General features: G+C 33.8%; 17 protein-coding genes and 1 tRNA gene. 5 read left to right on the top strand and 13 right to left on the bottom strand.

Annotated elements, in window-relative coordinates; translation table 11 throughout:
- From PQ463_RS13990 to PQ463_RS13980, 3 genes are all read left to right on the top strand, one after another.
- The gene (locus PQ463_RS13990) at positions 1 to 1,803 is read left to right on the top strand and encodes a glycoside hydrolase family 2 protein (protein ID WP_274254225.1); all 1,803 of its coding nucleotides are present in this window, start codon (positions 1 to 3) and stop codon (positions 1,801 to 1,803) included.
- 90 nt (positions 1,804 to 1,893) lie between these two features.
- Entirely contained in the window at positions 1,894 to 2,523 is a 630-nt protein-coding gene (locus tag PQ463_RS13985) for an MgtC/SapB family protein (protein ID WP_274254224.1), read from the top strand.
- Between the two features lie 11 nt (positions 2,524 to 2,534).
- Positions 2,535 to 3,083 carry a GNAT family N-acetyltransferase gene (locus PQ463_RS13980; protein ID WP_274254223.1) on the top strand — a complete coding sequence of 183 codons (549 nt, stop codon included), beginning with the start codon at positions 2,535 to 2,537 and terminating at the stop codon, positions 3,081 to 3,083.
- A 50-nt stretch (positions 3,084 to 3,133) separates the two neighbouring features.
- On the opposite strand, the gene PQ463_RS13975 is transcribed toward PQ463_RS13980, so the two are convergent.
- The 11 genes from PQ463_RS13975 to PQ463_RS13925 all read right to left on the bottom strand — a co-directional run bounded on the left by PQ463_RS13975 (position 3,134) and on the right by PQ463_RS13925 (position 11,930).
- On the bottom strand, positions 3,134 to 3,976 hold the full coding sequence (locus tag PQ463_RS13975; RefSeq protein ID WP_274254222.1) for a DUF4249 domain-containing protein: 843 nt from the start codon (positions 3,974 to 3,976) through the stop codon (positions 3,134 to 3,136).
- 4 nt (positions 3,977 to 3,980) lie between these two features.
- Positions 3,981 to 6,599: a TonB-dependent receptor gene (locus PQ463_RS13970; RefSeq protein WP_274254221.1), complete on the bottom strand. Its 2,619-nt coding sequence runs from the start codon at positions 6,597 to 6,599 to the stop codon at positions 3,981 to 3,983.
- A 99-nt stretch (positions 6,600 to 6,698) separates the two neighbouring features.
- Complete coding sequence (locus PQ463_RS13965) at positions 6,699 to 7,541, bottom strand: FecR family protein (protein WP_274254220.1); 843 nt, start codon at positions 7,539 to 7,541, stop codon at positions 6,699 to 6,701.
- Positions 7,542 to 7,551: 10 nt separating this feature from the next.
- Entirely contained in the window at positions 7,552 to 7,761 is a 210-nt protein-coding gene (locus PQ463_RS13960) for a hypothetical protein (RefSeq protein ID WP_274254219.1), read from the bottom strand.
- Positions 7,762 to 7,807: 46 nt separating this feature from the next.
- The gene (locus PQ463_RS13955) at positions 7,808 to 8,329 is read right to left on the bottom strand and encodes an RNA polymerase sigma factor (RefSeq protein ID WP_274254218.1); all 522 of its coding nucleotides are present in this window, start codon (positions 8,327 to 8,329) and stop codon (positions 7,808 to 7,810) included.
- 225 nt (positions 8,330 to 8,554) lie between these two features.
- Positions 8,555 to 9,037 carry a GNAT family N-acetyltransferase gene (locus PQ463_RS13950; RefSeq protein ID WP_274254217.1) on the bottom strand — a complete coding sequence of 161 codons (483 nt, stop codon included), beginning with the start codon at positions 9,035 to 9,037 and terminating at the stop codon, positions 8,555 to 8,557.
- Positions 9,038 to 9,043: 6 nt separating this feature from the next.
- The gene (locus PQ463_RS13945; protein WP_274254216.1) at positions 9,044 to 10,462 is read right to left on the bottom strand and encodes an aminotransferase-like domain-containing protein; all 1,419 of its coding nucleotides are present in this window, start codon (positions 10,460 to 10,462) and stop codon (positions 9,044 to 9,046) included.
- A 20-nt stretch (positions 10,463 to 10,482) separates the two neighbouring features.
- Positions 10,483 to 10,851 (bottom strand): hypothetical protein, encoded by a 369-nt coding sequence (locus PQ463_RS13940; protein ID WP_274254215.1) that lies wholly within the window; start codon positions 10,849 to 10,851, stop codon positions 10,483 to 10,485.
- A 190-nt stretch (positions 10,852 to 11,041) separates the two neighbouring features.
- Positions 11,042 to 11,299: a hypothetical protein gene (locus PQ463_RS13935; RefSeq protein ID WP_111380101.1), complete on the bottom strand. Its 258-nt coding sequence runs from the start codon at positions 11,297 to 11,299 to the stop codon at positions 11,042 to 11,044.
- A 74-nt stretch (positions 11,300 to 11,373) separates the two neighbouring features.
- Positions 11,374 to 11,781, bottom strand: coding sequence for an ACT domain-containing protein (locus PQ463_RS13930; protein ID WP_274254214.1), 408 nt, complete (start codon positions 11,779 to 11,781; stop codon positions 11,374 to 11,376).
- A 75-nt stretch (positions 11,782 to 11,856) separates the two neighbouring features.
- Positions 11,857 to 11,930: transfer RNA gene (locus PQ463_RS13925), tRNA-Met, on the bottom strand.
- 150 nt (positions 11,931 to 12,080) lie between these two features.
- Between PQ463_RS13925 and PQ463_RS13920 the strand changes: the two genes are divergently transcribed.
- A complete protein-coding gene (locus PQ463_RS13920; RefSeq protein ID WP_111285785.1) occupies positions 12,081 to 12,473 on the top strand; it encodes an START-like domain-containing protein in 393 nt (130 codons plus the stop codon).
- A 54-nt stretch (positions 12,474 to 12,527) separates the two neighbouring features.
- Positions 12,528 to 13,364, top strand: a complete 837-nt coding sequence (locus PQ463_RS13915) for an aminotransferase class IV (RefSeq protein WP_274254212.1) — start codon at positions 12,528 to 12,530, stop codon at positions 13,362 to 13,364.
- Here the strand turns inward: PQ463_RS13915 and PQ463_RS13910 are convergent.
- Positions 13,361 to 13,921, bottom strand: a complete 561-nt coding sequence (locus PQ463_RS13910; RefSeq protein WP_008464759.1) for a YqgE/AlgH family protein — start codon at positions 13,919 to 13,921, stop codon at positions 13,361 to 13,363. The two genes, PQ463_RS13915 and PQ463_RS13910, sit on opposite strands and share 4 nt — an antisense overlap.
- Before the next feature lie 128 nt (positions 13,922 to 14,049).
- Positions 14,050 to 14,322 carry an HU family DNA-binding protein gene (locus PQ463_RS13905; RefSeq protein WP_008464760.1) on the bottom strand — a complete coding sequence of 91 codons (273 nt, stop codon included), beginning with the start codon at positions 14,320 to 14,322 and terminating at the stop codon, positions 14,050 to 14,052.
- Between the last annotated feature and the right edge of the window lie 93 nt (positions 14,323 to 14,415).

Here is a 14,415-nt window from a genome sequence, read left to right as displayed (position 1 = left end):
ATGAAAAAAATAATAATGTTGTGCTGTGCGTTTCTGTTAATGGGAAAAACAATAGCGCAGGAAATTCCATTGGTATCTAATATTTCAGCTCGAAACCATATTACTTTAAACGGAAAATGGAGTTATATCGTAGATCCGCTGGAAAACGGATATTTTAATTACCGTTTAGAACCTTTTAAAGACAACGGATTTTTCGAAAATAAAAAATGGAATACCACAGAACTGAGCGAATACAATTTTGCAACCTCAGCAGTAATGGATATTCCGTCTGATTGGAATTCGAAAGATCAAAGATTGTTTTTTTATGAAGGAACGGTTTGGTTTCAGAAAGACTTTAACTATAAGAAAGATGCCAAAAGCAAAGGCATTCTTCATTTTGGCGCGGTCAATTATGATGCAAAAGTGTATGTAAACGGAAAACTGGCAGGAACTCACGTTGGCGGTTATACACCTTTTAATTTTGATGTAACCCATTTATTAGTTGATGGAAATAATTTCGTAGTAGTAAAAGTCGACAACAAACGCCACAAAGATAATGTACCAACTGTAAATATGGATTGGTGGAATTATGGCGGCATTACAAGAGATGTAACTCTTGCTCAAGTTCCGAATACTTATATTGAAGATTATTTAGTTCAATTGGATAAAAACGAAAAAGGAAAAATTTCTGGTTGGATAAAATTAAATAGCGAATCGGCAAATCAGTCTGTTTCGGTTTCAATTCCAGAATTGAAAATTAAAAAAAGCGTTACGACCGATGCTAAGGGAATTGCCTATTTTGAAATAAAAGCCAAGCCCGTTTTATGGACGCCTGAAAAACCAAAATTGTATGATGTAACCATTTCTAAAGCAGATGAAAATATCGCAGATCAAATTGGTTTTAGAACTATCGAAACAAAAGGAAAAGAAATTCTGCTAAACGGAAAAAAAGTCTTTTTAAGAGGAATCAGTATTCACGAAGAAGCACCTTTCAGATCTGGAAGAGCTTGGTCTCAAGAAGATGCCATTACATTATTGACTTGGGCAAAAGAATTGGGTTGTAATTATGTTCGTTTAGCTCATTACCCGCATAACGAAAATATGGTAAAAGAAGCCGAAAAAATGGGATTGATGATTTGGTCTGAAGTTCCGGTTTATTGGACGATTTCATGGACAAATCCAAATACGTATGCCAATGCCGAACATCAGTTGCACGATATGATTTACAGAGATAAAAATCGTTGCGGAATCGTGATTTGGTCAATTGCTAATGAAACGCCACATGGCGATGACCGAGATGCTTTCTTGAGTAAATTGGCAAAATATGCACGCACACAAGATAATTCTCGTTTGATTAGCATGGCGATGGAAGTTACTTCGAGTTCAAATAACATCAATACGCTTCATGACAATATGAATGAATATGTAGATATTGTAAGTTTCAACCAATATTTGGGCTGGTACAGAGGAGCAAACGAATCTTGCAAAGACATGCAATGGGTAATTCCGTATAACAAACCCGTTATCATTAGCGAATTTGGAGGTGAAGCTTTACAAGGCCGCCATGGAGATAAAAAAGAACGCTGGAACGAAGAATATCAAGAAGAATTATACATTCAAAATACGCAAATGTTCAATCGTATTGAAGGTTTAGCTGGAGTTTCTCCTTGGATTCTCGTTGATTTCAGATCTCCAAGAAGACAATTGCCAAACATTCAGGATTTCTTTAACCGTAAAGGATTAATTTCTAGCAACGGAATCAAAAAGAAAGCTTTTTATGTGATGAAAGATTGGTACAAGCAAAAAGAAGAAGAATATAAGTAAGACAAAGTAGAAAACCTTCAAAGTCATTTTGATTTTGGAGGTTTTTTTGTGTTTTTTCCTTAATTTTATTTGAAAAAATAGAAGACTTTAATGGAACTAGAAATTGTCATAAGATTGCTTTTAGCAGCATTTTGGGGAGCTTTAATTGGTGCCGAAAGAGAATATAGCGGAAAAGCGGCTGGTCTTCGTACCACAATAATGATTTCTGTGGGAGCTTGTTTCTTTACCTTTATGTCTGAATGGATTGGCGGAGCAGGAAATCCTGATCGAATAGCTTCTAATATTGTAACCGGTTTAGGTTTTCTTTGTGCAGGAGTGATTTTTAGATCAGATAATCATGTTAGCGGTATTACTACGGCGGCAACAATATGGTCGGTTGCGGCTGTAAGTATGGGAGTAGGAGCGGGTTATTATTTTGCATCGGCTTGTGCGGCCTTGATGATTCTTTCCATTCTTACGGTGCTTACTTTTCTTCAGAATAAAATAGACCTCATCAACGCACATAAAACCCTTCAAATAACTTTTAAACGTTCTGATAGCGGATACGCAAGATGCAATGAGCTTTTTTCAGTCTATGGCGTAAAATCAAAACTGATTACACAGCGTCGCAATCTAGATCATGTGGTTTTAGAATGGCAAATACATGGTCCAAAAAAATCTATAGAATCTTTGTATGCATCACTTTTGCAAGAACCTATTTTTGAGGAATTAGTATTATAACAACAAAAAATATGAATTTTAATTTACAGCCCGTTTTAGAAAATGATCTTTGCATTTTGTCTCCTTTAGAAGAAAAAGATTTTGAGGCCTTGTACAAAGTAGCTTCCGATCCTAAAATTTGGGAACAGCATCCAAACAAAGACCGATGGAAAAAAGAAGTCTTTGAAAATTTCTTTGAAGGGGCCATGAAAAGTAAAGGCGCTTTTAAGATTATAAGTAAAGAAACAGGAGAGTTTATCGGAAGCACTAGATTTTATGATTTCAATCAAGAAGACGATAGTATTTTCATCGGCTATACTTTTTATGCTGTTTCGTATTGGGGAAAAGGTATTAATCAAAGCGTAAAAAAAACAATGCTGGATTATCTTTTTCAATATGTTTCGAAAGTAAAGTTTCATATTGGTTCAGAAAATATCCGATCGCAAATTGCAATTTCAAGAGTAGGAGCCGAAAAAGTGGCTGAAGAAGAAGTAGCTTATTTTGGAGAAAAGCCAAAATTGAATTTTGTGTATCAAATAAATAAAGAAGACTGGAAAAACAAAAGGGCCGACTTAAAATAGTCGGCCCTTTTGTTTTGTGAAACTGCTCCAGAGGAGCGACATATAAAAAATTATTTCACTAAATAATCAACTTGATCGGCTTCGCAAAGTCTGAAATAGCCAAATGCAAAATTATTAGCATCTGAAGTATTTATAATATTTCCTCTAATATTTCCTGGCGGAACAAGAAAAGGATTTGAGCTTGAAGCTTCTAAAATTAGTTTCCAGTAATTGAAGAAGTTTTTAGAAACGCCTCTGTGGGTGATTTTGAGAATGTTTCCAGGTTTCATTTTATCTTCATGAGAATATCTCGTACTGATTTCGTTTCCGTTATAAAACTCATCATTCGTGATTTCGTATTCAGGATAGATTAAGAATTCACTTTGAAAATCGGTTACGTAAAAATTAACTTGATCTACTGGATCGTTGTAATAAAATGTTACCTCAATTACATCTTCTCCGCCAAAATCAGGAACAATATTTTGCTCTATTTTATTTATTGGCGTTACAGAAGTCAGTTTTTCAACTGCTGTGAAACTTTGTCCTTCGGCAGTAATAAACAATTTATAATCGGCATCAATTACTGGAACAAAATTGGTGCATTTATAAACTCCCGCTTCGGTTTCGTTAAAAGTAAAAATATCTCCGTTGCTGTTTTCTACTCGTACTTGCGCTCCCGAAACTTTTGGCGTAGAACCGCTGTAATAAGGAGCCGTTTTACTGATTTTTATGGTTTGTTCCTTTCCGTCAGTTCCCTTTTTCCAGATAATTTCGGCATCGACAACCAATTTGGTTTCTCCTGTTTCCAGATCCAGATTGACCACATCTTCGCATGACGCAAAAGAAAAAACAAAAAGAAGAGTCATTAATGCTAGCACTCTGTTCATTATCGTATATTTTTTCAATTTATTCATAGCATTAAAATTTAAAATTATAAGAAACCCCAGGAACAATTCCGAAAATCGAAAGTCTTCTGGTTTCATTTGCTCCCGTATCTTCATTGGTTGTAAAACTCATAGAAGCGGCATTTTTTCTGTTGTAAATATTGTAAAGGCTAAATACCCAATAGCTTTGCCATCCTTTCTTTTTGTCTGGTTTAGGAGTATAAGTTGCCGCAACATCTAAGTGATGGAAAAGCGGTAATCTGTTTTCATTTCTCAAAGAATAGTTAGGAACATGAATACCTCCCATTTCATAATAGCCATTAGCATAAGTAACAGGCTGACCAGATTGTAAAGTGAAATTACCATTAAAAGACCATTTCGGGTTCAGTTCGTAACTTCCCACAATGCTCAGATTATGCAATTTGTCATAACCAGATAAATACCAGTCGCCATTTGCAATTCCTGGTTCTTCTGGAGTTCTTCCCGGAGTTTTTTGTTCAGCACGAGATAAAGTGTACGAAATCCATCCAGTGAAAACACCAGTATTTTTTCTGAATAACAGCTCCATTCCATACGATCTCGCTTTTCCGTTTAGAATAACCTGCTCAATATTGTTGTTAGCCAAAACATCAGCTCCGTCAATATAATCAATACGATTTTGTACATTTTTATAAAATAACTCGGTTTCTAATGAATAATCTCCGTCTTTGAAATTTCTGAAATACCCCATCGCGTACTGATCCAAAAGTTGAGGTTTTGTAAAAGGGCCGCTTGGTGTCCAGATGCTCATTGGCAATGGAGACTGTGTGTTTGATAAAATATGAATGTACTGCGCCATTCTGTTGTAACTCGCTTTTATAGAAGTTTCGTCATTAAAAGCATAAGACAAGGCAGCTCGAGGTTCAAAATTGTTAAACTTGCTGATGGTTTTTCCTTTTCCGTACGAAATGCTTCCGTTTGGCGTTCCTTCCTCATAAATTTTATACAACGGATTATATACTACCGCCTGACCATTTTCGTAAGTGCTGATGGTTTCGTCTCCTAAACGATAAAACATGCTGTAACGAAGTCCGTAACGGAAATTCAGTTTCTCTGTAATCTGATTTTCAAAATCAACAAAAGCAGAAGCTTCTAAAGCATATTTTTTATCCAATTGCATATAATTAAACTGAGAATCTGGAGTGGTTGGCTGTACAACTCCAGGATTGAAATTGTAATACAAACCATCAATTCCGTAATTGATTTTAAACTTCTCAGATTGTTGGAAATTCCAATTGTATTTCAATCCGTAACTCGCAATGTTGCTATCCCATTTAAAACTTTCAACCGGAATTTCTAGATTAAATCTGTAATCACTATAGAAAGTAGATAAATTACTGTTTAAGCGATCAGAAAATTTATGTTTCCAGCTCAAAATACCCATTGTGCTTCCGTAAGTACTTGCAAAACGATCACTGATATCAAATAAATCATTTCCAAAATAACCAGAAAAAGACAATGTGTTTTTAGCATTAAAACGATAGTTTAATTTAGCATTCAAATCATAAAACATGGCCGAGTTTTTATTGTCGGCCAGTTTCATAAACAAATGCGCATACGAAGCTCGTCCAGAAAGGATGAACGAACCTTTTTCTTTTTGTAAAGGACCTTGAACTAAAAGTCGGCTTGAGATAATTCCAATTCCTCCGTTTACTTTATATTCTTCAAAATCTCCCGTTTGTTGCGTAACATCGAGAACAGAAGAAACGCGTCCTCCAAATTTTGAAGGAATTCCTCCTTTATATAAATCTAAACCGTTAACAATATCAGCATTGAAAATAGAAAAGAACCCAAACATATGTGAATCTGCATAAACAGGCGCACCATCCAAAAGAATCAAATTCTGATCGGCAGCACCTCCACGAACATTAAAACCCGAAGAGGCTTCACCTGCATTGGTAACTCCCGGCAGAGTCAAAATTGATTTTAACGGATCAGGCTCTCCCATTGCAACAGGAATTCTTTTGATTTCCTGCATCGAAAGCTTGTTCACACTCATTTGAGTGGTTTTAATATCAACCGCTTTATTGTTCATTACAATAACTTCTCCCAATTGCTGGCTGTCGGCATCTACATTGAAGTTGACTTTGGTATCGTCTGATACAGAGACACGTTTCTCTTCATTCTTAAATCCTACATAACTCACCTGTACAGTATAAGTTCCGTTTGGAACATCCATGCTGTATTTTCCGTTAGCATCTGTTACAACACCTGTTTCCAATTCTTTAATATAAATATTGGCTCCAATAACAGGTTGTCTTTCGTCATCATAAACGTGACCGGTCAGCTTGCTTTTTTTTTTGGCTGGTTTCGGAGTTTGAGATTTCTGCTTCACAAAAATATTATTGCCAACTATCGAAAATTGTACAATAGAAGTTTGGTTTAATTCCGTAATTAGCTTGCTGATTTCAACATTCTTATAAGTATTTTTTTGCGTAAAATACTTTTTATTGGTATCTATCTGATCTGTAAAAGCAAATTTAAAATCGGTTTGACTTTCGATCTGTTTGAAGAATTCTTTTAAAGTTACATTTTGATCTACAGTTACTGTGACGCTCTGGGCAGACATACATAAACTGAATAAAAAAAAGCACGCTGAAATTATATGCTTCATGAAATTTTGTATTTTTGAATATTATTAAATGGATAACTTAATGTTATCCTGAACATTAAGGAGGATGTGGAGTTTCGCGGCTTACATCCTTTTTTGTCTTCATTGAAAAGTGATCTGTTTTAAATCTTCATTTATTTCAAAGTTTAGGTTATACATTTCTGATAGTAATTGTAGAATCGTTTTTAAATCTTCTTTTCGATTGATTCGAATAGTGATTTTCTGATTTTGGTTTTCTTTCGGAAGAACCACTTTATAGCCATAATTCTCTTCGATGTAATGACTTACAGCAGAAAGATTTTCATTATCAAAATCTATAAAACGGCTAAATTCTGATACTGAAGCAGTTTGGTTTCCGTATGTAAATTTTTCTCCCGGTTTCAAAATCCATTTTTGGCTTTGCCCTTTTACATTCATCTGAACGCTTCCTTCAAAAAGTTCAACAGTAACTTGTTCGTTTTCAGATTCTTTAACTGTAAAAGACGTTCCTAAAACAGTAGTTGTGGTTTCATCACAAAAAACCTGAAAAGGATGCTGTTTGTCTTTTTTTACATTAAAATAAGCTTCTCCCTCAATTTCAATTTTTCTGTTTAAAGCGAAATTGCTTCCAAAAGAGATTTTAGAATTGGGGCTCAGTTCAACTTTTGAACTGTCTGGCAAGACAACATATTTTATTGCTGAGGTTGTGTTTTCAATTACATTTTCAGCTAGAACTACATTTTCATTTGTAGATTCGTTATTGAAATAAATTCCAGTTCCAATAAGTGCAAAAAGTAAAACCGAAGCCGCTGCATAAAGATGCCAAGGCTTAAATTTTCTTTTTTTCTCTGAAAATGTTTTAGCATGAAATTGTTCCCACGAAGCTTCTTTTTCGCTGTCGGAATGAGAAAGGGGAGACTCTTCCCATAACTTTTTAAATTCCTCGTCAAATTTCTCCTTATCCATCTTTTCTAACTTAAATAATTTGACAATGAAATCCTTGTTTATTAAAAACGCCGTAAACCATTTCTTTGATGTCACGGTTAGTTTCGATTTTGAGGATGTTTTCGCGTCCTTGACGATCAAAATTTATGATACAGTCAGAAATGACAAACTGCAAAAGAGCGACAAGATAGTTTGCCTCTTTCTTTGTTTTAACATTAGTTTTATACGCTTCGATATGCATTTTTAGTTCTTGTTTTTTAGTATAACAAACGAGAACTAAAAAGTTCCTAATGGTTTTCGATTTTTTTTCGAATAAATTTACTGGCGAGATAAATATGATTGGCAATGGTCTTTTCAGAAAGATCCGTTAATTCTGCAATCTCCTTATAGCTAAGGTTTTCCAGTTTGTGTAAAGTGAATATTTTTTGCTGCTGTTCTGGAAGCTGATTAATGAAGTTTTGAAGTTTTTCTTGTCTTTCTTCAAAAATTCCTGAATCAGTTTCTTCATCTAGCATTTCAACTTGAGAAGGATCAAGCTGTACTATTTTATTTTCTCTGTTAACATGATTGATGATAATGTTTTTGCAGATAACAAATATCTGTTTGTCAAACAAAACATCTTCGTTAAGCAGTTCTCTTTTATTATATAGTCTAATGAAAGTCTCTTGAACAAAATCTTCGGGAGTAAATACAGAAGAATTGAATCGTTTGGCAATATTTATAAGTTTGTCGTAATAGCTGAAGTAAACTTCTTTAAAAGCTACTTCATTGCCTTTTTTTAAACTTAAAATAAATTTTTTATTGTCCATAACGAAAGTATCGTGCTAGCTTCCTAGTTCTAAACTCTTTAGAGTCAATATTATTGTATTCAGGAATTGAGTAATCTCAAATGAAAATGTAATAAGTTACAAAGAACCGTAATTTAATTCAAGATTTGACGCTTTTGTAGATTAAATGTTACAATTTGTTTCAAATAAAAAACCCTTAAACAGAAATGTCAAGGGTTCTACTTTTTTTATTTTGGTTCTACTAATCTAAAAATTAATGTTTAGCATCATTTGAATGTCTACTCTGTCATAAGAAGAAGATACGCCTGTTATTTCTTTAAAACCTAATTTTTCATACAATTTAATAGCAGGTTTCAGTTTTGTATTGCTTTCCAGATAGATTTTAGAAGCTCCTTTTTCCTTAGCCCATTTTATAGCCGATTCTGCCAATAAATTTCCAACGCCTTTTCCTTGCGCTTTCGGACTTACAGCCATTTTAGCCAATTCATAATCGTACTCTTTTCCGTTACTTTTAATTAAAGCGCAAACACCTAAAACTTCATCATTTAAAATTGCGGAAAAAATTTCTCCACCTTTATTTATAATATATTCTTCGGCGTGATCTAACGCTTTCACATCATTAGGTTCAACCACAAAATAATTTGAAATCCATTCTATGTTTAAATCCTTAAAGCTTTTTTGATACTCAGGTTTATAAGTTACTATTTCTACTTGCTCTTTATTTTTCATAATACATTAAATACTGTTTTTTATAATTCTGCCCAATTTTTCTAAATCAGATTCTACGCGCTCATTCCATTCCAATGCATAATTCATTCGCATGCAATTGTTGTATTGATTGTACTGCGAAAAAATTCTTCCGGGCGCGAAATTAATTTTCTGGTTTAGGGCCGTATTGAATAATTCTGTTGTTGATATTCTTTCATCTAATTCTAGCCACAGCATAAAACCACCTTTTGGCTGTGCAATTTTGGTGTTGTCTGGGAAATAAGTTTCGACAGCACGATTCATCTGTAGATAATTGGCATAAAGCTTATTTCGGAATGTTTTTAAATGATGATCGTAACGTCCGTGTTCTAAGAAATCTGTAATAACATCTGAATACAATGAAGAATTGCAAACCGTCTGAACCAATTTCTGACGAATAATTTTATCCTTAAATTTTCCGGGAGCAATCCACCCAACTCGATATCCAGGCGCAAGTGTTTTTGAAACCGATCCGAGCCATAAAACTAAACCGGCTTCATCATAAAATTTACAGGGTTTCGGACGTTCTGCGCCAAAGTAAACATTACCATAAATATCATCTTCAATCAGCGGAACGTTATATTGCGTGATCAGTTTAACCAATTCCTTTTTGTTATCGTCAGGCATTTGAAATCCCATCGGATTATTGAAATTGGTAATAAAACAGCAGGCTTTAATTTCGGGAAGAACTTTTTTCAAAGCTTCGAGGTCTAATCCGAACAAAGGATGTGTCGGAATTTCAACTGCTTTTAAACCTAATTCTTTTATCGCCTGAAGTATTCCAAAATAAGCTGGGCTTTCTACTGCAACACTGTCTCCAGGAGATGTCACTGCCATAAGTGCGTTATAAATTGCATGCATTGCACCAGAAGTAATGACAATATCATCTTCGGTAATTTTTCCTTCCATCACTAGTGCCCATTTTGCAATAGCACGACGAAGACTTTCGGGTCCTTGAACTGGCTCGTAAGCAGTTCCTGCGTCGTCTCTGTTGCGAACAGCATTGATGATTCCTTTATTCAGTTTTGCGATGGGCAGGAAATTCTTTCCAGGTATACCAAGTGCAAATTGGGTTACGTCGACTTGGGTGATGGTGCCAAAAACTTTATCAATAAGCTCTTCGGGAGTATTTTTTGTCTCCTTATTGTCTATACTCGCAATTGTTGGAAGTGCTGTTGTACGCTGCGAACTTTTACTCACGTAATATCCCGTTTTTGGACGTGACTCTATAAGCGAACGGCTTTCCAATTCTAGATAAGCTTGTTTAATAGTGTTCAAACTTACATTATACAATTTTTGTGCACTTCGTACAGAAGGCAATTTGTCGCCAAATACTAAAGTCTCATTGTGAATCTGATCTTCAATGATTTTGGCAAGTTTCAAGTATAATGTTTCTCGATTTTTCATTTTTGCTTTTTCTTAAGCGTTTAAAAAGACAGACAATGGACAAACTGATTGGTGCTTTGTCTGAGTTGTGCGGCATTGTTGAAATTAGCGCTATTTTTCTTCTTCAGGAAATTTTTGATATAATTGTTAAATAGTGCTTTATCTTCATTTGTTAAACTACCGTCATCATAAATTCTAAATTCTATCTCGTTGTTTTGATTTAAAATTAAACTGGCAAACGAATTTATTTTATTGTCTTTTTCGCAGAGAAGAAAAGGGATTCCAAAAAGCATTTTGTCTTCCGCTTTCTCACGCATATTTTGAATGAAGATGTTTTGCAAAACTTCCATATCAAATACATAAACTTCTCTAAAATTTATTTTTTTCTGAGTAACTGCTTTAGATTCCATATCTTTTTTTAGCAAAATTATTGCTATTGCAGATTTGGGTACAGATACAGAAAATGATTTTTTTATGGGTACAGATAAAATTACGGTTTTTTGAGAAGAGGAGGAAATAATTATAAAAAGAAAGTCCTTGAATTTTTTATTCAAGGACTTTTTGTATTTTTTATATTGTTTGAAAGGAAAAAGAAAATGCTTATTGGTTTTCTTTTTCCAAATCTGCAGCAGAGATCTGATCTAATATATTAGTCTGATTTGGCGAAATGTAATTTTTGTTTTCGGCAACTTGTTCTTTTTTAAAAAGTAGGTCGAGTGCATTGTACAATTTTAATAAAACATCTTTGTCTTCTTTGGCAATATCTAAAGCAGTATTGAAATTAAAAACATAATTATTCGAATTGCGTACTTCTACTTTGATTGTTTTAGATGTGATCTTAAATTTTACTATGTCCATATATTAGAAAATTACCTCTGCAAAATAACTATTTTAATGGGAGTTATTATAGATATTTTTTGATTTTTTAATTGCTAAGAATTTTTATTTTCTTGTTTTAATTTCAACAATACATCCATCGCTTTAAAAGCGTCCTTTTCATCAACAAATATATGGTCGTGTAAATATGCCGCAACTACATTGCAGCTGATATTGGCATTTCCTAAAGCTTGAGAAAATGCCGCCGTTAAACCTACAGCAGCCAAAGCAGAATGAACTTCGAGAGTAATCCAAGAAGCAATGTATGAGAATTTAAGATTAAGTTCTTCTGCAAAGCGTTTTTCTAATACTATAGTGATTCCTTCTTTTTCTTTAAATAGAAACAAAATTTTTGAAAAAGGAATCTGATCTAGTGAATCTACTTTTGTAAAAACATATTTTCCGTCGTTAAGAACTGGATTAAGATTCTCCAAAATAGTGTTTAAATTTATTTCGCCTTCCATAAAAACAGGTTTGTTTTTTATTTAAAAATAATAAAAAACCCTTAAACATTTCTGTTTAAGGGTTTTACCTTCTTGTAGCGAGGACGGGAGTTGAACCCGTGACCTCAGGGTTATGAATCCTGCGCTCTAACCAACTGAGCTACCTCGCCTGGACTGCTATCATGAATTCCTGATTGCGGGTGCAAAGATATAAATATTATTAAAGCATACAAGCATAAAATGAAGAAAAAAAAATATTTTTAAAAATGCATTGTTTTTGGACATATATTCTTATATTTCGAAAAAAATTAAAGTAGCACATGGATTCAAAAATACGTTACGAAATCGAGTTTCCGATCAATTCTTCGCCACAATTATTGTATCAATATATATCAACTCCGTCAGGTTTACAAGAATGGTTTGCTGACAATGTTAATTCGAGAGGTGAATTTTTTACTTTCATCTGGAATGATTCGCAGGAAAAAGCACGCTTGGCTTCAAAAAAATCTGGCGAAAAAGTAAAATTTAAATGGGTTGACGAAAGCAGTAAGGATACTGAGTACTTTTTTGAACTCCATATTTTAGTTGATGAATTGACTAAAGATGTATCGCTTATGGTAGTAGATTTTGCCGATAAAGAAGAATTAGGCGAAGCTAAACAGTTGTGGGAGAACCAAATCTCAGATCTAAAACATCTTATAGGATCTGTTTAGTAAAAGTCTATTTTATACCTTATATTTGCCCTGAACAAAATTCAGGGTTTTTTTATGATTAATTTTAACGGAAACATAGGGAAGGAAGATAATATACTAACTCTTAACCGCGCTTTTTTGTATGGTGACGGAATATTTGAAACAGTAAAAATTGTCAACGGAAAAATCTTGTTTCTTGAGGATCATTATTTCAGACTAATGGCTTCAATGCGTGTAGTTAGAATGATGATTCCTATGGATTTTACAATGGAATATTTTGAAGAACAGATTCTTAATCTAGTAAATGAGCAAGGAATCGCAGCTTCGGCACGTGCAAGAATTACCGTTTTTAGAAATGATGGCGGTTTGTATCTTCCAAAAAGTAATGATATTTCATTCTTAATCAACGCCATTTCTCTAGGAAACAAAGCTTACTCTGTAAATACAAATGAATACGAAGTAGACCTTTATAAAGACTTCTATGTAACAAAACAATTATTGTCGTCTCTTAAAACGACTAATAAAATGATTAATATTACAGGAAGTATTTATGCAAACGAAAATGACCTCGCCAATTGCATTTTACTGAACGATAGTAAAAATGTTGTAGAAGTGCTTCAAGGGAATATTTTTATGGTAACGGGTAAAAAGCTTATTACACCTCCAGTTTCTGAAGGTGCTTTAAACGGTATTATGCGTAAACAGATTTTAGCCCTAGCTAAAAAAGTAGAAGGCATAGAGGTTGTAGAAGAAGTAATTTCGCCGTTTGATCTTCAAAAAGCTGATGAATTATTTCTGACCAATGTAATCACAGGAATACAACCGATAACTAAATATCGAAAAAAGGAGTTCGCAACAAATCTGGCTCATTTATTAGTGCAACGACTAAATGAATCCATCTCTGAAAATTAATTCAGATATGGATTTTCAGGTGCATTAGACCAAATAAGATAATCGCCGCCAAGCTCAATAATCTGCTCTTTCCAAAAGTGAGTAGTAGATTTTCCGATAATTTTATTTTTGTAATTATTATCAGCAATGATCCATGAGTTTCCTTGCATCTCATTCTCAAGCTGATTTTCTTCCCAACCGGTATAGCCCAAGAAAAAACGTATATTGTTTTTGCTAATAGATCCGTTGTTTATTAGGTCCTTAGTGGACTCGAAATCGCCTCCCCAATAAATCCCATTAGAAATTTCCACACTGTTTGGAATTAACTCAGGAATATTGTGAATAAAATAAAGGTTGTCTTGTTCTACAGGGCCGCCGTTATATATCTTAAAGTTAGCATCAATCTCAGGGATCAAGTCATTAATAGTATATTTTAATGGCTTGTTAATTATAAAACCTATTGATCCTTCCTTGTTATGGTCTGCTAATAAAATTACCGATCTGTTAAAAGATAAATCTCCAATTATTGAAGGCTCGGCAATAAGCAGGTGTCCTTTTTTTAATTTTTCTGAAATCATACGGTTACAATTTTTATTAAATTTAGTCATAAAAAAATTAAAATCCCAAATAAAATCGTTAAACCGCATAAAAAAACCTTCCAGATGGAAGGTTTTAATTATATTATAAGTTTAGAGAACTTTCTTACTTAGTTCACTGCACCTTCTAATTCAGCACCAGCTTTAAATTTTACAACGTTTTTAGCTGCGATTTTGATAGTTTTTCCTGTTTGAGGGTTTCTACCGTCTCTAGCAGCTCTTGAAGATACTGACCATGATCCGAAACCTACTAATGAAACTCTTCCACCTTTTTTCAAAGTAGTTCCTACATTACCTAAAAAAGACTCCAAAGCTAATTTAGCCGCAGCTTTTGTAATTCCTGCATCAGCAGCGATAGCATCGATTAATTCTGATTTGTTCATAATAATTAGTTATTAATTGTTGGTTAAAAAAAATTGTTAATACACAAATTTAGTAGGAAATCCGTTGCGTGCAAGTGTTTTCTTTATTTTTAG

The organism is Flavobacterium sp. KACC 22763 (assembly GCF_028736155.1).
In the GTDB taxonomy this organism is placed as follows: Bacteria; Bacteroidota; Bacteroidia; order Flavobacteriales; family Flavobacteriaceae; genus Flavobacterium.
The sequence above is the reverse complement of the archived record's forward strand: the minus strand, read 5'-3'. Positions and strand labels throughout refer to the sequence as shown.